The 21,816-nt window shown below is 69.0% G+C and carries 16 protein-coding genes; 6 read left to right on the top strand and 10 right to left on the bottom strand.

Annotation, left to right across the window (positions count from 1 at the left end; all coding sequences use genetic code 11):
• Positions 1-138: 138 nt before the first annotated feature.
• Positions 139-1,005 (top strand): XdhC/CoxI family protein, encoded by an 867-nt coding sequence (locus VLF18_RS00915; RefSeq protein WP_325277732.1) that lies wholly within the window; start codon positions 139-141, stop codon positions 1,003-1,005.
• 74 nt (positions 1,006-1,079) lie between these two features.
• On the opposite strand, the gene VLF18_RS00910 is transcribed toward VLF18_RS00915, so the two are convergent.
• From VLF18_RS00910 to VLF18_RS00875, 8 genes are all read right to left on the bottom strand, one after another.
• Positions 1,080-2,210 (bottom strand): cupin domain-containing protein, encoded by a 1,131-nt coding sequence (locus VLF18_RS00910; protein WP_325277731.1) that lies wholly within the window; start codon positions 2,208-2,210, stop codon positions 1,080-1,082.
• Between the two features lie 2 nt (positions 2,211-2,212).
• Positions 2,213-2,971 (bottom strand): 2-dehydro-3-deoxy-D-gluconate 5-dehydrogenase KduD, encoded by a 759-nt coding sequence (gene kduD / locus VLF18_RS00905; RefSeq protein ID WP_325277730.1) that lies wholly within the window; start codon positions 2,969-2,971, stop codon positions 2,213-2,215.
• A 167-nt stretch (positions 2,972-3,138) separates the two neighbouring features.
• Positions 3,139-3,987: a 5-dehydro-4-deoxy-D-glucuronate isomerase gene (gene kduI / locus VLF18_RS00900; protein WP_325277729.1), complete on the bottom strand. Its 849-nt coding sequence runs from the start codon at positions 3,985-3,987 to the stop codon at positions 3,139-3,141.
• Between the two features lie 295 nt (positions 3,988-4,282).
• Positions 4,283-5,356, bottom strand: coding sequence for a LacI family DNA-binding transcriptional regulator (locus VLF18_RS00895; RefSeq protein WP_325277728.1), 1,074 nt, complete (start codon positions 5,354-5,356; stop codon positions 4,283-4,285).
• A 58-nt stretch (positions 5,357-5,414) separates the two neighbouring features.
• On the bottom strand, positions 5,415-6,695 hold the full coding sequence (locus VLF18_RS00890) for a TRAP transporter large permease (RefSeq protein ID WP_325277727.1): 1,281 nt from the start codon (positions 6,693-6,695) through the stop codon (positions 5,415-5,417).
• Positions 6,695-7,189, bottom strand: a complete 495-nt coding sequence (locus tag VLF18_RS00885) for a TRAP transporter small permease (RefSeq protein WP_325277726.1) — start codon at positions 7,187-7,189, stop codon at positions 6,695-6,697. The genes VLF18_RS00890 and VLF18_RS00885 overlap by 1 nt, the downstream gene beginning before the upstream one ends.
• Before the next feature lie 157 nt (positions 7,190-7,346).
• Positions 7,347-8,342: a TRAP transporter substrate-binding protein gene (locus VLF18_RS00880; RefSeq protein WP_325277725.1), complete on the bottom strand. Its 996-nt coding sequence runs from the start codon at positions 8,340-8,342 to the stop codon at positions 7,347-7,349.
• Positions 8,339-9,160 (bottom strand): 2-keto-4-pentenoate hydratase, encoded by an 822-nt coding sequence (locus VLF18_RS00875; protein WP_325277724.1) that lies wholly within the window; start codon positions 9,158-9,160, stop codon positions 8,339-8,341. Before VLF18_RS00875 ends, VLF18_RS00880 begins: the two co-directional genes overlap by 4 nt.
• Positions 9,161-9,356: 196 nt before the next feature.
• On the opposite strand from VLF18_RS00875, the gene VLF18_RS00870 reads away from it, so the two are divergent.
• Positions 9,357-10,691 carry a hypothetical protein gene (locus tag VLF18_RS00870; RefSeq protein WP_325277723.1) on the top strand — a complete coding sequence of 445 codons (1,335 nt, stop codon included), beginning with the start codon at positions 9,357-9,359 and terminating at the stop codon, positions 10,689-10,691.
• 215 nt (positions 10,692-10,906) lie between these two features.
• Here the strand turns inward: VLF18_RS00870 and VLF18_RS00865 are convergent, their stop codons facing one another.
• Together VLF18_RS00865 and VLF18_RS00860 are read right to left on the bottom strand one after the other, a co-directional pair.
• A complete protein-coding gene (locus tag VLF18_RS00865) occupies positions 10,907-11,944 on the bottom strand; it encodes a pectinesterase family protein (RefSeq protein WP_325277722.1) in 1,038 nt (345 codons plus the stop codon).
• Between the two features lie 214 nt (positions 11,945-12,158).
• The gene (locus tag VLF18_RS00860; RefSeq protein WP_325277721.1) at positions 12,159-14,984 is read right to left on the bottom strand and encodes a TonB-dependent receptor; all 2,826 of its coding nucleotides are present in this window, start codon (positions 14,982-14,984) and stop codon (positions 12,159-12,161) included.
• 370 nt (positions 14,985-15,354) lie between these two features.
• Here VLF18_RS00860 and VLF18_RS00855 point away from each other — a divergent pair, with 370 nt between their 5' ends.
• The 4 genes from VLF18_RS00855 to VLF18_RS00840 all read left to right on the top strand — a co-directional run.
• On the top strand, positions 15,355-16,368 hold the full coding sequence (locus tag VLF18_RS00855; protein WP_325277720.1) for a sugar kinase: 1,014 nt from the start codon (positions 15,355-15,357) through the stop codon (positions 16,366-16,368).
• Positions 16,369-16,607: 239 nt separating this feature from the next.
• Positions 16,608-17,285: a response regulator transcription factor gene (locus VLF18_RS00850; RefSeq protein ID WP_325277719.1), complete on the top strand. Its 678-nt coding sequence runs from the start codon at positions 16,608-16,610 to the stop codon at positions 17,283-17,285.
• On the top strand, positions 17,272-18,660 hold the full coding sequence (locus VLF18_RS00845) for a HAMP domain-containing sensor histidine kinase (RefSeq protein ID WP_325277718.1): 1,389 nt from the start codon (positions 17,272-17,274) through the stop codon (positions 18,658-18,660). The genes VLF18_RS00850 and VLF18_RS00845 overlap by 14 nt, the downstream gene beginning before the upstream one ends.
• A gap of 792 nt (positions 18,661-19,452) precedes the next feature.
• Positions 19,453-21,816, top strand: a 2,364-nt coding sequence (locus tag VLF18_RS00840; RefSeq protein WP_325277717.1) for a S8 family serine peptidase, incomplete at its 3' end; no start/stop codon positions are given.

Here is a 21,816-nt window from a genome sequence, read left to right as displayed (position 1 = left end):
CGCTGGGCGAAGGAGACCGCGTGCGGCCTGGTCGAGGCAGCGCGTCGAGCCGCTGTCACCGGCACGGGCTCCGCACCGCGGAAACACGGCGATGTCGGGGGTCGCCTGAGGCTCACCGCCAACCTGCGTCGCGACGCCATGGATGAACGCCTGTTTGCGCAGCTTGCGCAGTGGCTGCAGCGCGACACCGTCGTCGTCGTCACGGTCGTCGAGACGATCGGCGCGACGCCGCGCAAGCGCGGCGCGCGCATGCTCGTCACGTCGCACGACACGGCGTTCAGCATCGGCGGCGGGCTGGCCGAGGCGCGCACGATCGCCGCGGCGCGTGCGCAGCTCGACGCGGCTGTCGACGGCATCGAGGCGCTGACCATCGATCTCGGCGGCGGCACCGGTTCGGCCGGCATCTGCGGCGGCCGCATGCAGCTGCAGCTGCGGCGCTGGTCGGGCGAACCCGATCGCGCGGCGGCTGCCGGAGCCGCGGCACGGCTGTCCCACGGCCACGCCGTCACGCTGCCTGCCCCCGACCACGCCGTGCCGCTGCAGCCGAACCCGCGGCTGCTGATCGTCGGCGCCGGACACTGCGGCACCGCGCTCTGCGAGGCCGCGCGGCTGCTCGACTTCGACATCGCCGTGTTCGACACGCGCGCCGACTGCTTCGCCGGCGATGCATTTGCAGGCGCGACCGCGTATCGCGGCGACTACGCGCAGCTCGCGAAGGCGCTCGACACGACGCGCGCCGTCTACGCCGTGCTGCTCAATCGCGATTTCGCCGCCGACATCGCGAGCCTGCGCGAACTCTGCCGCCGCCCGCCGGCGTTCATCGGCATGATGGGCAGCCGCCGTCGCATCCGCGAAGTGCTCGATGCCCTGCCCGAGCACGCCGAAACGCTTGCGCGCCTGCAGGCGCCGGTCGGCCTCGACATCGCCGCGGAGACACCGCAGGAAATCGCGGTCAGCATTCTGGCGCAGGTCGTGCGGGAGCGAAGAACAAATAGAGGACAGTAGACGGGAACCAGTGAAAAGCAACGCACACCGCTGCGGTGCCTGCCGGTTCCCCCCTGGCTGTTACCTGCTGGCCGCTAGTTCTTCTCCCGGATTACCCGGTAGTTGATAAGAATCACGAGGTCCGCCTCGCCCGTCTGAAACAACGCGTGGCTGCTGCCCGTGCGCGTCAGCAGCGCGTCGCCCGGTCCCACGTCGTGCGTGACGCCGTCGAGTACGTAGCGGCCGCGGCCCGACAGCACGTAGTAGATCTCGTCGTGGGTGTGGCGATGCAGACCGATGCCGGCGCCGGGCGGCAGCACGCGGCGGCGCAGCACGATATCGAGATCGGCGACGTCCGCGAACAGCGGATAGGCAATCGTGCTGCCGCCGCCGCCGTGCGGCGAAGGCTGCGCGCGCCGGTACTCGCCGTCGCGCGCGATGCGCGAGGCGCCCGGCCGCACGGTGTCGGTGTCGTCGGGAATGCCGCAGTCGGTGTCGCGGCGCAGACGCGCGGCGTCGACCAGTCCCTGCGCGCGCAGTCCCTGGACGACGAGGCAGGCCACGGCCGCGGCGCCGCGCTGATGGAAATGCGTGTTGTCGCGCAGGTTCTGCTCCGGCACGTGCAGGTAGAACGCGCGCGACGCGTCCTCGCCGAGCCCGTCGAGCCAGCGCAGGCTCGTCATGCCGAGATCGACGAGCGCGACGCGCTCCCGGCGCGACAGCGCGCGCACGGCTTCGGCGTAAGGACCGTGCAGGTCGGTCGCACGACCGGAAACGAAATGGCGGCGCGCGACCGGCGTCAGCAGCACGGGCGTCGCGCCGGTCCGGCGCGCGAGCTCGAGGTATTGCCGCAGCCACAGCGGAAACGCCTGCTGCGGTTCGTTGTAGCGGGCCGGATCGTCGCGCTTTTCGTCGTTGTGGCCGAACTGGATCAGCAGCAGATCGCCGCGGCGCAGGTCGCGCGCGACGTCGTAGAGCCAGCCCTGCTCGATGAAGCTGCGCGAACTGCGTCCGCTCTGCGCCCGGTTGCGGACCTCGACCGAGGCATCGAACCAGCCCGGCAATTCCTGGCCCCAGCCGCGCCGCGGCCAGCGCGCCGCATCGTATTCGCTCGCGGTGGAGTCGCCCGCGATCACGATGCGCAGCGGCGGCGCGATGCGCTGCTGCGCCGACGCCGCCGACGCGAACGCGGCAAGCACGATCCGCAGTGCGGCGCGCGCGAGCATGGCTAGCGGGCGAGCCAGCCGCCGTCGACCGGCAGCACGGCCCCGTGCACGTAGTCGGCCGCGCGCGAGGCGAGGAACACGGCGGCACCGCCGAGATCGGCCGGATCGCCCCAGCGTCCGGCCGGAATCCGCGCGAGGATGTCGCGGTTGCGCTGCTGGTCGGCGCGCAGCGCGCTCGTGTTCGCCGTCGCGAAATAGCCCGGCGCGATCGCGTTCACGTTGATGCCCTGCGCCGCCCATTCGTTGGCGAGCAGGCGCGTCAGGCCGAGGAGTCCACTTTTGCTCGCGGTATACGATGCGACGCGGATGCCGCCCTGGAACGACAGCATCGAGGCGATGTTGATGATCTTGCCGCCCTGCCCGGCCGCGACGCAGTGGCGCGCGAACGCCTGGGCCAGGAAGAACGCGGACTTCAGGTTCACGCCGAGCACGGCGTCCCAGTCGTCCTCGCTGAAATCGAGCGCGGCGTTGCGGCGGATCGTGCCCGCATTGTTCACGAGTATGTCGGCGCGGCCGAGCCGCTCGACGGCCGTCGCGACGGCGCCGCCCAGCGCGGCGACGTCGTCGAGTCCGGTTTCGACCCAACTGAGCCGGCGCCCCGCCGCGGCGACGGCCGCGGCGGTCTCGTCGGGTGCGGAGCGGCCGATCGCGGCGATGTCGGCGCCGGCCTGCGCGAGTGCGATCGCGATGGCCTGGCCGAGGCCGGTGTTCGCGCCGGTCACGAGCGCGACGCGGCCGGCGAGGTCGAACGGATGGGTCATAGGTGTCTCACGTCGAGTTGTTCCGTCAGCAGGAAAACCCCTGAACACGTGCGGCCGTGGAGCCCCCATGAAATCAAGGGGGCGGCCAGTCGTTCGCAACGCGGACGGCTGGCGGGGTTGTGGAGGAATGCAGCACGAACCCGAGCGACGCCGCAGAGGCCGCCGAGCTATTTCAGCTGACAAATATCAAGCACGGCCATGTCGGTGTAGTCGAGGTTCTCGCCGCCCATCGCCCAGATGAAGCCGTAGTTCGCCGTGCCCGAGCCCATGTGGATCGACCACGGCGGCGAGACCACGGCCTCGTGGTTCGCGACGACGAGATGTCGCGCGGCATCGGGCTCGCCCATGAAGTGGAACACGCGGTCGTTCGCGCCGAGATCGAAATAGAAATAGACCTCGCTGCGGCGGTCGTGCAGGTGCGGCGGCATCGTGTTCCAGACCGAGCCCGTGTTGAGCAGCGTCAGGCCCAGCAGCAGCTGGCACGACTTGCAGGTGGTCGGCACGATGTACTGGTAGATCGTGCGCTCGTTCGACGTGGCCAGCGCGCCGCGCTGCAGCGGCACGGCCTTGTCGATGGAAATGTGGACGATGTCGTAGCGCGCGTGCGCCGGCGTGGACGCGAGATAGAAGCGCGCGGGCGCGTCGGCGGACACCGATTCGAACTGCACGTCGGCGCAGCCCATCGGCAGATACAGCGCGTCGCGCGGCTGAAGCTCGAAGACCTGCCCGTCGACGCGAATGCGGCCCGCGCCGGCGCCGACGTTGACCGCGCCGAGTTCGCGCCGTTCGAGGAAGGGCTTGCCCGCGGCCGAGGCCGGCGCGTTCTGCTGCGGCAGCGAAACCGGTCCGGCCGTCGGTGCCGCGCCGCCGATCACGAAGCGTTCGTAGTGCGTGTAATTGAGAACGACGGTGTCGTCGACGAACAGATCGCCGATCAGGAAGCGCTCGCGCAGCGCTTCGTTGCTGACGCCCTGCATCGAGTCGGGATGGCAGGCGTGGTAGGTCTTGCGATACATGGACGCTCTCGCGGCAGGGTGGCGGACCAGGTGATCATAGCGAGCGAGGTAACCGGTGTCATCACCGTGGACAGTCCCAGCCGGACGTCGGGCGCGCGGCGCATTGCGCCAACCGACTCCGCGCCGAAGGGCCTTGCGCCGGGTCCCAACCGAAACCCAATCCCTGCAAGGCCGCGAAACCCCGTGCCCTGCAAGCCTTGGGTTCGCGAGATGTCGGCCTCTTCGCGTCGTTCCGGACGCTACGCGTTGCATTGCGGGCGCGATGCGCCGGGGCGGCCGGCGCAATGCGCTGCGCTTAGTGCGCCCCACGCCCGCCATTTTTGGGGGGATGGCACGACTCGCGGACGACCAGATGCGGCGCGATCAGCGGCGCGGCGCGCGCGGCGTCTTCGTTCGCGATCAGCATGGCCGCGGCGAACGAGCCCATGTCGCGGATCGGCAGGCGCACGGAACTCAGCGACGGCCACAGGCGCGAGGCCAGCGGCGAGTCGTCGAAGCCGACGACGGACAGATCGTCGGGCACGGCGAGCCCGATCTTGAACGCGGCCTTGTAGACGCCCGCGGCCATCTCGTCGTTGAGCGTGAAGATCGCGGTCGGGCGCGGGTCGAGCGCGAGCAGCCGCTCGGCGCAGGCCACGCCGGATTCGAAGGTGTAGCCGCCTTCGACGATGTTGTCCGGCGGCAGCTCGATGCCGCGGCGCGACAGCGCCTGCAGGAAGCCGGCGCCGCGCTCGCGAGTAGACAAATAGCGTTGTGGACCCGTGATCAGGCCGATGTTGCGGTGCCCCAGCGACTCCAGGTAGTTCGCGACCTCGACCGCGCCGAGGCGGTCGTTGGTCGCGATCATGCGCGCGGGCTCGTCGAGCGACACCGCGGCGATGCGCGCGTAGCGGCAGCCGGCCTGCTGCAGCATTTCCACGAGCGCGCCGTCTTCCGATACGCGCGGCACGAGGATCACGCCGTGCAGGCGGTGCTGCAGCACGAAATGCCGGACGCCTTCGATGTAGTCCTCGCTCTTGCTGTCGCAGGGATGCACGACGAGCTCGAAGCCCGAGCCGCGCAGGCTCGCGAGCGCGCCCTCCTGCATGTTGACGATGTACTGCGCGTTCGGGTTGTCATAGACCATGCCGATCAGGAACGACTTGCGGAACGCGAGCCCGCGCGCCATCGGATCGGGCACGTAGCCGACTTCGCGGATCAGCGCCTCGATCTTCTCGCGTGTTTCCTGCTGCACGAGCGGCGAACGGTTGATGACGCGGGAGACCGTCTTCTTCGAGACGCCGGCGAGACGCGCAATGTCGTTGATCGTTCCGCCGCGCACCGGCGGCGAATCCGGTGCGGTGCTCGTGTCGCGGGAGCGTCGGGTCATGCAGAAGTGTCCAGGGCAGCGGCGGAACCGATTCTAGCCCGCGCCGTGCATCCGCACGCTACTTCAGCACGCGCGGCAGCCACAGCGAGAGTTCCGGCACGAACGCGACGATCATGAGCACGGCGAGCGAGGCCAGATAGAACGGCCAGATCGAGCGCAGCGCTTCGCCGATGCTGATCTTGCCGATGGCCGTGCCGACGAACAGCACCGATCCCAGCGGCGGCGTGATCAGGCCGATGCCGCCCTTCAGGATCAGGATCACGCCGAAATGCACCGGGTCGACGCCGATGGCCTTGGCGACCGGCAGGAAGATCGGCGTGCAGATGATGATCAGCGGCGCGAGATCCATGAAGGTGCCGAGCACGAGCAGGATCAGGATCATGAGCAGCAGCAGGAGCTGCGGACTCGCATCGAGGCCGGTCAGGAGCGCCACGGCGGCGGCGGGCACCTGCAGATATGCGAGCAGCCAGCCGAAGCATGCGGCCGAGGCGATCACGAACAGGATCATGCCGGTCGTGCGCGCCGCGTGGACCATGGTCGCGACGAAATCGGCGCGCGAGACCTGGCGATACAGGACGCTCGTCACGAGCAGCGCATAGCAGACCGCGATCGCCGCGCTTTCCACCGCGGTGAAGATGCCGGCGCGGATACCGACGAAGATCAGCGCGACGAGCAGCAGCCCCGGCAACGCCGCGATCAGCCGGCGCAGCACCATGCCGAAGCCCGGAAACGCCTCGACCGCATAGCCGCGGCGGCGCGCGATGATCCACGCGGTCAGCATTACCGTCGCGGTCAGCAGCAGTGCCGGTATCACGCCGGCGGCGAACAGGTCGGCGATCGAGATGCCGCCGCCGGCCGCGGCGGAATACAGGATCAGGTTGTGCGACGGCGGTACGAGCAGCGCGACGAGCGCCGCGGTCATCGTCACGTTGACCGCGAAATCGCGATCGAAGCCGCGCTGGACCATCTGCGGAATCATCGCGCCGCCGATCGCCGACACATCGGCGATCGCCGAGCCCGACACGCCGCCGAAGAACAGCGACGACAGCACGCTGACCTGTCCGAGGCCGCCGCGCAGATGGCCGACCAGCGAACTCGCGAGCGCGATCAGACGCTCGGAGATGCCGCCGCGCAGCATGATTTCGCCGGCGAAGATGAACAGCGGAATCGCGATCAGCGATGCCGCGCTCGCGCCGGACACGGTCTGCTGCACGAGCACGAGCGCGGGCATGCCGATGAAGAGCAGGGTCGCCAGCGACGCGCCGAGCAGCGCGAACGCGACCGGCACGCCGGTCAGCAACAGCAGGAGGAACATGCCGAACAGCAGGGCCGCGGCCATCAGCGCACCTCCGCCGGCGCGGCTGCCGGACGCGGCGCGAGCTGCGCGAGCGCGAACGCGCTCATCAGCGCGCCGCCGAGCGACAGCGGCAGGAACATTAGTCCCTGCGGCAGCACCGTGCCGGCCATGCGCACGCTCCAGCCGTCGGCGAGCAGCGTGACGCCGCCGATCGCGAGCGTCGCGCCGAGTCCGGCGACGAGCAGCGAGGAAAACGTTTCGAGCGCACGCCGCAGCGGCGGCGGCGCCATGTGCACGAGCAGCGGAAATCCGAAGTGCGCGCGCTGATGGACGGCCGCGGCGGCGCCGAGACTCATCGCCGTGTTCAGCAGCAGCAGCGACAGCGGCTCGGTCCAGCCCGGCGAATCGTTGAGCAGATAGCGTGCGACGACCTGCCACGCCTGCACCGCGGCCAACACGACGAGCGCCGTGCCGGCGATCAGCAGCGCGAGGCGTGCGATACGCGGCAACAGTCCCGCTTCGGTTTCGCTTTGCATCCTTCCTCCCGTTCGTCGCAGCCTGCGGCCGCGACCATTCATATATTTTTATACGCTGCGGGAAGGCGTAGAGGCGAAACCCCATCCCCACCCATGCCCTCCCCCTGAAGGCGAGGGTTTGATTCCGATCGCGTATATCCTCCCCTGGGGGTTTGATCTACGCCGCGCCGGACAGGTCGCGGATCGCGCGCCAATAGCGGTCGACCTCGGCATCCTTGCGATAGTGCGCGACGACCGGGGCCGCAGCGCGCTCGAACGCGGCGCGGTCGACCGCATTCGCCTGCACGCCGCGCGCGAGCACGTATTCGCGCGCGGTGCGTTCCGATTCGTCCCAGAGCGAGCGCATGTAGGCGACCGAGCGCTTGGCGATGTCGAGCAGCCGCTCGCGGTCGTCGGGTCGAAGCGCGTCGAAGCGGCGACGCGACAGCAGCAGCGCTTCGGGCGAATACGAATGGCCGCTGTAGGACCAGTAGCGCGCGGCTTCGAACTGGCGCGTCGTGTGGAAGCTCTGCCAGTTGTTCTCGGCGCCGTCGATCAGGTGCGTCTGCAGCGCGGAATAGACCTCGCCGTAGGGCAGCGGCGTCGGATTCGCGCCGAGCGTGCGGATCAGGTGCATGAAGATGTCCGACGGCGGCACGCGGATCTTGAGGCCGTGCAGGTCGTCCGGCGTCACGATCGGCCGCTTGGTGTTGTAGACGCAGCGTGCGCCCGAATCGTAGAACGCGAGGCCGACGAGATCGCGGTCGGCGAAGCGGCCGAGGATGTCCTGGCCGACCGCGCCGTCGAGCGCACGGCGCATGTGCGCGGTGTCGTCGAACACGTAAGGCAGGCAGAGCACGCGCGTCGCCGGAAACGGATTGTTGAGCGCAGCCATGTTCACGCGCGCGATGTCGATCGCGCCGAAGCGCGCGAGGTCGATCAGGTCCGATTCGCGGCCGAGCTGGCCCGAGTGGTAGAGCCGCACGCCGAGGCGTCCGTCGGTTTCTTTTTCCAGTTGTTCACCGATCCAGCGCAGTGCCTCGACCGTCGGATAGCCGCGCACGTGCACGTCGGTCGCCGCGAGATCGAGGCGCGCCGTCGCGGCGCGCACCCGGGTCGCGGCCGCACCGAGCGTCAGCGCCGTCGCTCCGAGAAACTGTCGCCGTGTCGTCATGCCGGTGTCCTCGCGACGGCGCGGCAATGCAGCCGGCCGTGAATGCCGAAATCGACGGTCGCGTGCTGGCCCGCGACGATGTCGTGGATGCCGGTCGCCGCACCGGTCGTGATGAGATCGCCCGCGGCGAACCCGCGGCCGCGGCGCGCGTTGCGCGTCAGCGCGAACGCAAGTGCGGCGAGCGGACCGCCGGCCAGCGTCGCGGCGCCGCCGCGGCCGACCAGTTCGCCGGCAATCCAGGTGCTGCAGATCAGTTCCTCCATCGCGCAATCCTGCCAGTTCGCGATTTCCGGCCCCAACAGCAGCCCGGCATTGTTGCCGCAGTCGGCCACGACCGCACACGGCCCCTGCACGTTGATGTCGGCCATCGGGCTGCCCGCGAGTTCCACGCCGACGTGCAGCGCTGCGACTTCGGCCGCGGCGTCCTCGACGCTCCAGGCGGCGGCGCGCGGCGCGATGTCGCGCGCGAGGCGGAACACGAATTCGGCTTCGACCGCGGCAAAGCCGCCGGCGATCACGGGGAACTCGCCGCTGCCGTCCGCGGGACGCGCGATATGCGACGCAAAGATCGGACCGACCAGGCGCGGATCGCCGCCGGCGTCACGCCGCTCCGGCGCGATGTAGCCGACCTTCCAGCCGGCGACGCGGTCGGGCCAGCGTGCGATCACCGCATCCTGACACCGGTAGGCATATTCGAGGTCGACCGGCAGCGCCTCGGGAAAGCGCGCGAGCGCCCTGCCCGACCGGCGCGCGGCCACGAGCGCGTCGGCGACCGCGTCGATGCGGGAATCCGCACGTAAAGCCAGCGATTCGCTCATGCCTCTCCTCGTCCACGGATCCTGTTCCGTCGCACCGCGCTGTTGCGGACTGCGGCGCCGGGCGGCGCAAGGGCTGTATAAAGGAAACCGGTGTCATTTACAATCCGGCGGCGCCCCTGCGGCGCGAAAACCGCTGTGCCGGCACACTTGCCGCCGGTACCGTCCATCGCCGCACCGCCGAGGAGTCAAGAACGTCATGGCGCCACGCCCCGCCCGTCCCGTGTTCGCGCGCATCGCCGCCGCCCTGCTCGCGCTGTCGATCCTGCCACCCGCCCCTGCCGCCGACGTTCCGGCATTTCCCGGCGCGCAGGGCTGGGCCGCGATGACCCCCGGCGGACGCGGCGGCAAGATCATCCGCGTCACGACGCTGAAGCCGACCGGCCCGGGGTCGCTGACCGAAGCGCTGAATACGCCGGGACCGCGCATCGTCGTGTTCGAAGTCGGCGGGGTCATCGACCTGGGCCGCAGCGAGATCGCGATCCGCGAACCGTTCCTGACGGTCGCCGGCCAGACCGCGCCCTCGCCGGGCATCACGCTGATCCGCGGCGGCGTCGACATCGCGACGCACGACGTGGTCGTGCGCCACATCCGCATACGCCCGGGCGAGGCCGGCGTGCACAAAGGTGGACAATGGGACGTCGATGCGCTGTCCACGCTGACCGGCGCGCGCGACGTCATCGTCGACCACTGCAGCCTGACCTGGGCGACCGACGAGAACCTCTCCGCATCCGGCGCGCGCTTCATCGGCGACACGCCCGATGCCTGGCGCGATGCGGTGTCGCATCGCATCACCTTCAGCAACAACCTGATCGCCGAGGGGCTCGCGCATTCCACACATGCCAAGGGCGAGCATTCCAAGGGCTCGCTTATCCATGACAACGTCAGCGACATCCTCATCGTCGGCAACCTCTACGCGCACAACTACGAACGCAGCGTGCTGTTCAAGGGCGGCGCGCGCGGGCTCATGGTCAACAACCTGATCTACGACCCGGGTCCGCGCGCCGTGCACTACAACCTGATCCGCGAGGAATGGGGCGACCGCACACGCGAGACCGGCGCGCTCGGCCTGATCGGCAACGTGCTGCGCGCCGGGCCGTCCACGCCCGGGGACGTCGCGCTGTTCATGCTCGGCGGCTCCGGCAACGTCGATCTGTATCTGCACGACAATCTCTCGGTCGATCGCCTCGGCCGCGCGCTGCCGGAACTCGGCCGCTACACGACGACGGCGGCGAAATGGACATTGCTGAAGAAGCCGCCGGCCCTGCCCTACGGCGTGAAGCCGCTGGCCGCGGCCGACGTGCAGGACGCCGTGCTCGAAGATGTCGGCGCCCGGCCGTGGGACCGCGACGGCATCGACGCGCGCATCGTTGCCGACACCGCCGAGGGCCGCGGAAAGATCATCGACAGCGAGAGCGAGGTCGGCGGCTATCCCGCAGACGCGGCGACGTTTCGCGCGTTCGTCGAGAGCGAATGGGATTTGGAGACGCTGATGCCGAAGGCGGGGTTGCCGGAGAAGCGGCGGCCCAGGTAAGCAGGGAATAGAGATGGCAGGAAATAGAGAAAGCGAAAGACGTCTGCGCCTGGGACGAGTGCCCGGCGTGGCTGCGCCGCTTCAGCTTTCGACGCAGGGTTATGCGCCTGCGAACGCCCGACGGACCGGAGAGCGCTGTGCCGAGCGTGCACGGCACGCACCGCGCAGTGTCCGGTTTTCGGCACACCGATTCGGCATAGAAGTCTCGGACTGATTCAGAACGGCCGATATCGCCGCAATGCCGTTGCCGTCGCTTCATCGAGGATCGGCCTGCGTTCGCCGCGCATCGCCCCCGGCCCGTGGCTGCCCGCCTCGCCGAAGCGTGCGTCGCCCGGGTCGAACATCACGCGGCTGCCGTCGCGCGCGATGTAGCTCATCGCATCCCAGCCGTTCGCGTCGATGTGTGCGTCCATCGCGCAGTCGACGAACAGCGCGCTGCCGCGCACGGCCGGGTCGCCGTAGCGGCCGTCGGCGAAGGTCCGTGTCGGGCGCCACGGACGGCCCAGCGCGACGCTCGCGTCGGGCACCGGCGGTTCGCGCGACAGCGTGCAGCGGCGCAGCAGCAGTCCGCGTTCCTGCGACGCCGGCGTCGACGGCGCCGTGAGATAGCCCTGGCGCTCCTTGCCCGGACGAAAGCGCGAGACGATCTCGCAGTCGTCGAGCACGCAGTCGCCCGCGCCGAACAGGAAATCGACGCTGCCGCGAACGCGGCAACGGCGCAGCCAGCTGCGGCCGGCCTCGGCGAACAACGTGTCCTGATGGCCGTCGATGGTGCAGTCTTCGATCAGCGCGCGGTCCGAACCCTGATCGAACATCAGCGCTACCGCCTGCGCGCCGTTGGCGCCGACGGTTTCGAGCACCGGCCTGGCCAGATGGCCGAGATAGTCGAAGCGGTTCTCGAACGTCAGCGCGCGCGCGCGAAAACCCGGCGCGCGCACGATCACGCTCGCGCAGCCCCAGGTTCCCCAGGGCTCGCCGTCGGGACGGCGATGGCCGGCGGCGCGGTCCGAGCCGATCCGGCAACGCTCGCGGCCCGCACCGACCAGATGCACGTCGGGCCTGTCGACGACGATCTTCTCGTCCCAGAGGCCCGCGTCGACGAAGATGCGGAACGGCGTGCCGCCCGCGGACGGCGCCGCGGCGATCGCATCGGAGACGGAGTTGAAGTGTGGAACCGTGGCTATTGATACGTGAGCCGGCGCGTCCCTCCGGCGACTCACGCGCGCGTCGAAACGGCCGGACGGACGGGGCATGCAGCCCGCCGGCACCAGCGGTGCCAGGACGCAGAACTGCAGGAGACGACGACGCGACAGGGACATGGTGGTTGTCGTCACGCGTGAGCAGTCATGGGGAGAACGCGCGGCGGCGCTGCGTGCGCATCGATCGTCGTTCCGCGTCCCGGCACCGCAGGCGCCGGCGGGACGTTGCGCTGCACGCCCCGCCCGGCGACCGCGGTGAACCGCGAGATCAGTTGCGGAAACGCACGCCGACGAAGAACTCGCGGCCCGTGTGATCGTAGACCGATGTGCGGTCGCCGACCGAGTCGACCCATTGATCGTTGTATTCGTCGGTGAGATTGACCGCCTCGACCGTGAACTCGACGTGGTCGTTCATCTTCCACGTGGCCATGAAATCGACGTTCGTCGTGCCCTTCGTGCCTTCCATGTCGTTGTTGTTGCGGCCCGGCACCGTCGTCAGATAGCCGTTGCGGTACGCCGTCGAGACGCGTGCGCTGAAGCTGTCCTTTTCGTAGTACAGCGTCGCGTTGTAGGCGTTCTTCGACAGGCCCAGCAGATCGGTCTTCAGCGAATTCGCGCCGCTCGACGTCACGTACTGGATCTTCGAATCGACGTAGGTGTAGTTGAGGATCGCGCCGAAATTGCTCCAGAACCCCGGCAGGAACGTAAACGGCTGCTGATAGGACAGTTCGATGCCGCGCAGGTTGCCGCCGGGCGTGTTGGTCGGAATGTTGAACTGGAAATCGTCGGTCGGCGACGCGCCGGTGCCTTCGAGCAGGCTCGCCGGCAGACCCGAGGTGTTGAACGGCCGCGTTTCGCGCGAGGTCTGCACGAACGACTCGATGTCCTTGTAGAAGATCGCCGCGCCGAGCACCGACTCGGGCGCGAAATACCATTCGAGGCCGAGATCGAAGGTCTTCGCGCGGAACGGATCGAGGAACGGATCGCCGCCGGTCACGACGCGGTTGCCGCCGCTGACGCTGACACTGACGCCCGGCGTGAGATTGCCCAGGCCCGGCCGCGCCATCACCTTCGCCGCGCCGAGGCGCAGCAGCAGGTCATCGCTGAGATCCCAGACGAAGTTCGCCGACGGCAAGGTGTCGCTGTATTCGCGCTCGACCGTGGTCTGCGTCGGGCGGCCGTTGATGATCGCGAAGCCGGTCGATTCCTGCTCGGTGCGCACGTAGCGCACGCCGAAGTTGCCGCGCAGCGGAATGCCGAAGGTCGAGGTCTCGAAATCGCCCTGGAACCAGCCGCCGCGGTCGCGCTCCTTGACGCTGCGGTTGTTGCCGATCGCGCCCGACGCCGACGGCGACACCGTGAACGTGCCCTGCCCGCTGTAGATGTCGAACAGGTTCGCGAACGCATCGATGTCCGGAATCAGGAAGCGCGTGTCGCTGCCGCCGGGCATGTCGAGGTTGTTGCCGAACACGAGCAGCCGCGTGAGATCCGACAGCGACGTTCCGGCCGGCAGGTTCGGCACGCTGACTTCCGACGCGCGGCGCGCTTCGAAGGTCGAGAACTTGTAGGCCTTGAAATCGACGCCGCCCTTGAGCGTGAAGGCCGACGCCGCATCCCAGGCGAAATTGAGCTGCTGGTTCGTGTAGAGGTTCGACGTCGCGTTCGGACGCAGGCGGATTTCCGACAGGCCGTTGGCGAAGGTCCAGTTGTTCGGATCGGCGACGTCGAAGCCGTAGTCGATCAGCGGCAGACGGTCGTTGCCGCGATAGTCCCAGGAATAGCCGTCGGTATTCGCGCGGTCGAGCGTGATCGTGGTCTGGATCGGGTTGTCGAAGTCCGAGCGCGAGTGGCCGACCAGCGCATTCATGCGGAAGCTGTCGCTGAATTCGTGGTCGAGGTTGAGATTGGCCTGCTCGAAGGTCGTCGCGAGTTCGTCGTAGCGCGATTCCGAGCGCACGTCGACGTCGTCGAACACGCCGTAGACGAGATTGCCGTTGCTGACCGCGCCGTCGCGGACGATGGTCTGCGGCTTGCCGCTCGCGCCGCTGCGGCTGAACGACACGGCCTCGAGGAAGTTCTCGGTGCGCTTGGCGTCGAAGTCGGCGTAGAGCAGATCGAGCGAGGCCACCGTGCGGTCGGTAGCCTGCCACTGGAACGCGCTCGTGATGCCGAGGCGTTCCTGGTCGTGTTCCAGCACGCCATAGCGCGGAATGCGCGGATGGAAGGTCGTCGCCGCGCCGGCCTGGGTGAACGGCGAATTCGGATTGAAGCCGCCGCTGCTCGTGCCGTTGTCCCAGCGCACGGTGCTCGACCCTTCCTGGGTCAGCGCGCGGTCGCTGTAGGCGATCGAGAACAGCGCGCCGAACCGGCCGTCGAAGAACGTGTTGCTGACGAGCGCGGAGGCGCGCGGATTGGTTTCTTCCGACAGGTCGTTGTAGCCGAGATTGCCCGAGCTCACGAACGTGAAGCGGTCGAAGTCGAACGGCCGCGGCGTGTGCAGGTCGACGGTCGCACCGAGCGAGCCTTCCTGGATTTCCGCCGACGACGTCTTGTGTACTTCAATACGATTGAACAATTCCGAAGCGAACACGTTGAAGTCGAATGCGCGGCCGCGGTTGTTGCCGCCGGACGAATCGGTGCCGCCGGTCGTCGACAGCCCCTCCATCCCGTTGATGCGCACGCGCGTGAAGTCCGGACCGAGGCCACGCACGGAGATCTGGCGGCCCTCGCCAGCATCGCGCGCGATCGAGATGCCCGGAATGCGCTGCAGCGATTCGGCGAGATTCAGATCCGGGAACTTGCCGATGTCCTCGGCCATGATCACGTCGGTCTGCGTCGTGAAATCGCGCTTGGCCTCCAGTGCCTGTACCAGGCTCTGGCGGTAGGTGACGACGATTTCCTCGAGCTTTTCCTCGCCGCCCGCCGCGGGCTGCGCGGTCTCGGCATCGGCGTCGGGTTGCGTCGACGCGCCCGCGTCGGGTTGCACCGGTTCGGCTGCGAGCACGTGCGCCGGCAGACCGTAGAGCGAAATCAAGATGGCGCCGGAAAGCGTCGTCAACAGCGGACGGCCGGTGCGGCTGATGCGGGTTCCCACGTCTACTCCCTCCTGTAGCAGGCCTGCGCGCACGCCCCGGCGGCGCGATCATGCGGATGACACCGGTGGCATTTTCGGTTAATTCTTGGCGATGACACCGGTGGACAACAGCCTAACAAACACCGCAGCGCAGCAACAAGATGAGTAAAAACGCAATGTTAACGTCATCGCCTTACCCGCCCCGGCGCGCCGACACGATCGGCGTCCGCGTCGACAAATGTGAGTATTTCAGTATGTTAGCCGAGAGATCTTCGTCATCAGACACCGATTGTCCCGCTCCTCCCGCGAGACAGTGCGCTGCAGCATGCCCAAACCCGCCACCACGCTTCATTCACGCCGGCGCGACCGGCCGCGGCTCCGAGGATAGGCAATGAGCGTCCGTTTTCTCTGTTTCGGCGAACTGCTGCTGCGTCTGTCGAGCCCCGGCCGCGAACTGCTGCTGCAGTCCCCGCGACTTGATGTGCAGGTCGGCGGCGCCGAGGCCAACGTCGCCGTCGCGCTCGCCGCGTTCGGCCATTCGGCCGGCTGCATAGGCCAGGTCGCCGACAACGCGCTGGGCCGCGCCGCGGTCGGCGAATTGCGCCGCCACGGCGTCGACACGACGCGCGTGCGTTACCGCGCCGGCCGCATGGGCCTATATTTCCTCGAAACCGGCGCGCTCGCGCGACCGAGCGACGTGCTCTACGACCGCGCAGGATCCGCGTTCTCGTCCGCGGATCCGGCTGACTACGACTGGCCCACGCTGCTCGCCGGTGCCGACTGCCTGCATCTGTCCGGCGTCACGCCGGCCCTGGGCCGCGCCTGCGCCGACGCCGCGATCGCCGCGGCGCGCGCGGCGCGCGCGGCCGGGATCCATGTCGTCTTCGACGGCAATTTCCGCGCGACCCTGTGGCGCGCCTGGGACGGCGATCCGGCCGCGATACTCGCCGAGCTGCTGGCCTGCGCCGACACCGTGTTCGCCGACCACCGCGACATCGGCATCGTGCTGCGGCGCGATTTCTCGACGCTGCCGGCGGCGCAGCGCGAGCGCGCCGCGGCCGACGCGGCGTTCGCGGCATTTCCGACGATACGGCGCCTCGTCAGCACGCATCGCGAACAGCACAGCGTCGACTGCCACGATCTTTCCGCGCAGTGCTATCGGCGCGACCGCGACTGGCAGCTGCCGGCCCGGCGCCTCGACGGCATCGTCGATCGCATCGGTGCCGGCGATGCCTTCGCCGCCGGGGTGCTGCACGGAATTTTCAGCGGCATGGACGAGGAAGCGAGCCTGCGCTTCGGCCTGGCCGCGGGTTGCCTCAAGCATTCGATCCCGGGCGACGCGCTGGCCGTCGGCGTCGAGCGCGTCGAGCAGGCGATGGGCGACCGGTTCGACGTGAGGCGGTAGGGCTGGGAATCGGGAACCGGGAATCGTCAGGGCAGAGCCGATACAAGCCCCGCCCCTTCAAGGAGGGGTTGGGTCGGGAGGTGTCGGTGGGGCAACGTCATCCGCTCGAAGCGACTTTTGCTCGATTCGCTGCTCCGCTCCACTCGGTCGACACCCATTCCCGACTAACGCCAGCTTCATTTGCACCGTGCCGCGCAGCCGTGGACGATAGCGACCTCCCCCGCCGGCCTCCTTTCGCAATGCCCCGCGCGCTGACCATCGAAGACGACACCGTGACCGCCGGCGAGATCGTGGCCGAGCTGACACGCCGCGGGCTGGCCGTGGACTGGGCAGCCAACGGCCGGGACGGCTACGAGCGCGCGCGCGACGGCGGCTACGACGTGATCACGCTCGACCGCATGCTGCCGGAGCTCGACGGGCTCAGCCTCGTCACGCGGCTGCGCGAATGCGGCGTGCAGACGCCGGTGCTCATGATCAGCGCGCTGTCGGATGTCGACGAGCGCGTGCGCGGCCTGCGCGCGGGCGGCGACGACTACCTGACCAAGCCCTTCAGCCCCGACGAGATGGCGGCGCGCGTCGAAGTGCTGCTGCGCCGGCACGGCGCGGCGGCGCGTGAAACGGCGCTGCGCGTCGCCGATCTCGAACTCGACCTGATCACGCGCGTCGCGCGGCGCGGCGGCGTCGAGCTCGAACTGCTGCCGACCGAATTCCGCCTGCTCGAATTCCTCGTGCGCCAGTCGGGCCAGGTGCTGACGCGCACCATGATTTTCGAAGCGGTCTGGGGCTATCACTTCGACCCCGGCACCAACGTCATCGAAGTCCACATCGGCCGCCTGCGCCGCAAGATCGACGTGCCGGGCAGCCCGGCGCTCATCCGCACGGTGCGCGGCTCGGGGTATCTGCTTGAAGCCGACTGATCTCTGGCGCACCGGCACGTCCCGTCTGCTGCTCGTCTACGGCGGACTGTTCGCGCTCTGGTGCGTGGCGCTGATCGGCGTGATCCAGTGGGACACGCGCCGCTATCTGTCGAACCTCGTCGATCTGAAGATCGACCACATCGCGCAGTACTACCGCGACATCGACCGCGCGCGCCTGCCCGAGGCGCTCGCGATCACCGAGTCGCTGGACCTGCGCGACATCATTTCGCACGGTCTGTTCGACGACGCGGGACGACGCATCTCGGGCAATCTCGCGCGCATTCCCGAGGGCATGCCGCTCGACGGCAAGCTGCACTCGCTGCCGCAGGGCGTGGAGCGCGTCGAAGGCCTGCATCCCGTGCGCGCGCGCGGCGTCGCGGTGCGGCTGCGCAGCGGCGAACTGCTCGTGTTCGTGCGCGACACCAGCGTGATCGAGGCAGTCGGCGCGATCATCCAGCGCGCGGTGCTCTGGGGCCTTCCGCTGATCGTGATCCCGGGCTTCATCGGCGCGCTGCTGCTGAGCCGCCGGCCGCTGCGGCGCGTGCGCGCAATGGAAGCCGCCGTGCAGCCGATCATGCGCGGCGATCTGCGCCGTCGTCTGCCGCTGTCGTCGCGCCGCGACGAGATCGATCTGCTCGCCGGCATCGTCAACAGCATGCTCGACGAGATCGAGCGGCTCATGGGCGAGGTCAAGGGCGTCTGCGACAACATCGCGCACAACCTGCGCACGCCGCTGACGCGGCTGCGCGCGCAGTTGCACCGGCTGCAGCGCGAAACGCCGGAAGGCGATCCGCGCGCGGAACTGATCGAGGCGACGATCGCCGATGCCGACGCGCTGCTCGACCGCTTCCGCGCGCTGCTGCGCGTGTCCGAACTCGAAGACCTGCATCGCCGCGCCGGCTTCGCCGAGGTCGATCTCGCCGCGACCCTCAAGCACGTCGGCGAGATCTACGCGCCGCTGGCCGAGGACAAGCAGATCGCGTTCACGCTCGACACGGCCGGCGACGTGCCGCCGCTGCGCGGCGACCCGCACCTGGTGTTCGAGGCGCTGTCGAACCTCGTCGACAACGCGATCAAGTTCACGCCGCCGCACGGCCGTGTGCGCGTGCACACGACGGTCGAGCCGCAGGGACCGCGCATCGACGTCATCGACGGCGGCCCCGGCATCCGGCCCGGCGACCGCGGCTCGGTCGTGCAGCGCTTCTACCGCAGCGCCGGGACGCCGGCCGAGGAAGGCCACGGACTCGGGCTCGCGATCGTCGCGGCCATCGTGCGGCTGCACAGCTTCCGGCTCGAAATCGCCGACGGTACCGGCGGCGGCGCCCGCGTGTCGCTGCTGTGCTGGTCGGGCGCCCCGGAATCCGCGACGGCCTGACCGCCGGATTTTTCCCGCCCGCTTCCTCGAATCGAACCGATGCCGGCCGTCGCGGGCTCCTGGTCGCACGCGTGCCGGCACCGAGGCTTCGAACGCCGGCGCGGCCGTCTGCCGGCCCGTCGCCGATGTGACCTGCGCAGAAAGGCCGGCGCCGCGGCGCGAACCGGTCCGGACCTTTCCCGGCGTCCGCCGCGGCATCACCTGCGCAATCAATGATTTGAGACGTGATTCTCGTCCTGGGCCGATCGCCGGACGACGCGAATATATTTTTGAGAAATTGCGCAAGGTCGCGACCATGCGCCATCGAACATGCTGCGGCGTTGTCAGCCCGGCCCAGCGATTGCCCCGGGGTCCGCAGCAGGCGTCGGTCGTGACCATACGACCAGACACCGTGCCCGACGGATGCCCGATGAGCTTCAGCCCCGTCGGATGACGAGTGTGTTTTGACCGGTCGCGCGGGGAGGCGCGGCCGCAGGTGTCCGGCCAGCCCGGACGCCCGGGGGGACACAGGCGCCCGACGCCTCGGCTACCACGGACCGTGGAGGTGCATCACCGCGTAGTACGCCTAACTCGCCTTGCCGCTGCATCGCTGCATGACGATGCCGCGCGGGAGCGTTCGCCACCGGCGAGCGCCGACCGGCCCTTTCGGTCCCCATCCCGCCGCACGCCATGCCGCCCTTCGCGATCGGCCCGGACTCGCATCCGCAGGCCGACATTCACGCCACTGTTTTCGCCGCACGGGGGTCCGGCGCCGACAGGGCAGCAAGTTCCGCTATCCAAGGAATTCTCGCGATGCGTACATCTTTGTTCATCGGTATTGGTATTGCCTTGTCGGCCTCGGTCATGGGGTCCGACACCCGCATCACCGTCGGCGGGTCCGACGGCAGCCGTGACGGCAGCGAGCGCTGTGTCGTCTCGTTCTCCAGCGCGCAGCAGGACGTCTGCTCCGGCACCGTCACGCTCACCAACCCGGATCTCGCCGCGCTCGGCAGGCCCGAGTCGTTCAAGGACTCGCCGCTGCGCCTGATCAAGTTCGACGGTCCGATCACCGAGCAGCGCCGCGCCGCGGTCGAAGCCGGCTATCAGATCCTGGGCTATGCGCCGCACTACGCGTTCATCGTGCGCGCCAAGGCCGACGGCACGCGTCCCGCGCCGATTCCGGGCACGCTCTACAGCGGTCCTTTCCTGCCGGCCTTCAAGGTCGACCTGAACATCGCCAACGAGCTCAAGGGCGAGAACATCGCCGAAGCCGCGGGCGTCAGCGAGCTCGTGATCAGCATGCACGACTCGGCGGCTCGCGCGAGCGTCGAAGCGGCGGTCATGAGCACGCCGGGCCTGTCGTTCGTCAACACCATTACGGCCGGCCCCGATACGCGCGTGGTCGCACGCTTCGAGCGCGCCAGCCTGCGTGCCGCGGTCGACCAGCTCGCGGTCGATCCCAACGTCGCCGCCATCGGTTTCCGCTGGCCGATGGTGCTGCTCAACTCGCAGGCCGACTGGCTGCATCAGAGCAACGTCAACAGCCCGTCGCCGCTCATGCCGGTCTTCAATCGCGGCCTCTACGGCTGCGGCCAGGTCGTCGGCGAACTCGACACCGGCCTGCACTTCGCCAACTGCGCGTTCAACGACGCGGCCCAGGCGCCGCCGGTCAGCAACTGCTCGTCCGGCGCCTCGTGCGCGCCGATCGCCTCGCCGAACAACGCCGCGCGCAAGGTCATCGCCTACTACAAGTGGTCGGGCCTGACCGGCAACTCGCCGACCGACCCGCACGGCCACGGCACGCACGTCGCCGGCTCCATCCTCGGCAACAATCCGGCCAACCCGGTCGACTGCGCCAACTTCACGACGCCGGGGGGCAACACCGATCTCGACGGCACGGCGCCGGGCGCCAAGCTCGTGATGCAGGAAACCGGCTCGAATCTCGCCTACCTCAACACTCAGGGCGGCAACCCGTACCACGCCGCGAACACGGCCTATACCAACGGCGCGCGCCTCCACAGCAACTCCTGGGGCGGCGGCTGCGTGAACCCGACCACGGGAACCTGCGTTTCCGGCTGTACGGTCACCTATGACGCCCAGGCGCGCGATGCCGACAATGTCACGCGCGACCGCAGCGACCTCGTGCTGCTGTTCGCCGCCGGCAACGACGCATCGACCTGCCCGGCCGGCAACAACGTCGGCAGCCCCGGCAACGCGAAGAACGTGATCACGGTCGGCGCGACCGGCCGCGGCACGTCGGCCAACGGCATGGCGAGCTTCTCCTCGCGCGGCCCGACGCTCGACAGCCGCACCAAGCCCGACATCACGGCGCAGGGTTCGAGCATCGTTTCTGCCGGCCGCAACGCCTGCGGCACGGCGACGATGAGCGGCACCTCGATGGCCACGCCGACCGCCGCCGGCCTTGCCGCGCTCGTGCGCGAGTACCTGCAGCGCGGCTTCTACCCGACCGGCCAGAAGGTCGCCGCGAATGCGATCGCGAATCCGTCGGGCGCGCTGGTCAAGTCCATCCTGATCGCCGGCGCGATGCCGATGACCGGTACGGGCGCCGGCACCTCGCCGGGCACCTCGCAGGGCTGGGGCCGCATCCTGCTCGACGACTCGCTGTACTTCAACGGCGACGGCAGCAAGCTGTACATCCATGACGCGCCGACGGGGCTGGCCACCAATGGCGTGGACACCCACACGCTGACGGTGACGGCGGGCACGCCGCTCAACATCGCGCTGACCTGGACGGACGTGGCCGCCGCGGTCAACGCGAACCCGGCGCTCGTGAACGGCCTTCGTCTCGAAGTCGTCGCGCCGAACGGCGATGTCTGGACGCAGAAGCTGCCGGCCAGCCCGACGCCGTCGAACTCGGTGCCGACCCAGAGCATCGCGACGACGAACTACGACAACCGCAACAACGTGCATCGCATCAGCTTCGCGAACCCGGCAGCCGGCACCTATACGGTCCGCGTGCGCGGCATCAACGTGCCGACGGGTCCGCAGAAGTACGCGCTGGCCGCAACCGGCAATCTGTCGACGGGCGGTGGCGGCAACGTGGCCCCGATCGCGAACTTCAGCAGCACGACCAGCGGTCTGGTTGCGAACTTCACCGACAGCTCCAGCGACTCCGACGGCACGATCACGTCGCGCAGCTGGACCTTCGGCGACGGC

This window comes from Tahibacter sp. (assembly GCF_035481375.1).
Lineage (GTDB): Bacteria > Pseudomonadota > Gammaproteobacteria > Xanthomonadales > Rhodanobacteraceae > Tahibacter.
Note: the sequence above shows the minus strand (reverse complement) of the source record. Positions and strands in the feature narration are given on the sequence as shown.

Bases quoted from the DNA above. Each gene is read 5' to 3' on its own strand.
- VLF18_RS00915 (WP_325277732.1), top strand. From the start codon at position 139: ATGGATGAACGCCTGTTTGCGCAGCTTGCGCAGTGGCTGCAGCGCGAC.
- VLF18_RS00910 (WP_325277731.1), bottom strand. From the start codon at position 2,210: ATGCTCGCGCGCGCCGCACTGCGGATCGTGCTTGCCGCGTTCGCGTCG.
- kduD (WP_325277730.1), bottom strand. From the start codon at position 2,971: ATGACCCATCCGTTCGACCTCGCCGGCCGCGTCGCGCTCGTGACCGGC.
- kduI (WP_325277729.1), bottom strand. From the start codon at position 3,987: ATGTATCGCAAGACCTACCACGCCTGCCATCCCGACTCGATGCAGGGC.
- VLF18_RS00895 (WP_325277728.1), bottom strand. From the start codon at position 5,356: ATGACCCGACGCTCCCGCGACACGAGCACCGCACCGGATTCGCCGCCG.
- VLF18_RS00890 (WP_325277727.1), bottom strand. From the start codon at position 6,695: ATGGCCGCGGCCCTGCTGTTCGGCATGTTCCTCCTGCTGTTGCTGACC.
- VLF18_RS00885 (WP_325277726.1), bottom strand. From the start codon at position 7,189: ATGCAAAGCGAAACCGAAGCGGGACTGTTGCCGCGTATCGCACGCCTC.
- VLF18_RS00880 (WP_325277725.1), bottom strand. From the start codon at position 8,342: ATGACGACACGGCGACAGTTTCTCGGAGCGACGGCGCTGACGCTCGGT.
- VLF18_RS00875 (WP_325277724.1), bottom strand. From the start codon at position 9,160: ATGAGCGAATCGCTGGCTTTACGTGCGGATTCCCGCATCGACGCGGTC.
- VLF18_RS00870 (WP_325277723.1), top strand. From the start codon at position 9,357: ATGGCGCCACGCCCCGCCCGTCCCGTGTTCGCGCGCATCGCCGCCGCC.
- VLF18_RS00865 (WP_325277722.1), bottom strand. From the start codon at position 11,944: ATGCCCCGTCCGTCCGGCCGTTTCGACGCGCGCGTGAGTCGCCGGAGG.
- VLF18_RS00855 (WP_325277720.1), top strand. From the start codon at position 15,355: ATGAGCGTCCGTTTTCTCTGTTTCGGCGAACTGCTGCTGCGTCTGTCG.
- VLF18_RS00850 (WP_325277719.1), top strand. From the start codon at position 16,608: ATGCCCCGCGCGCTGACCATCGAAGACGACACCGTGACCGCCGGCGAG.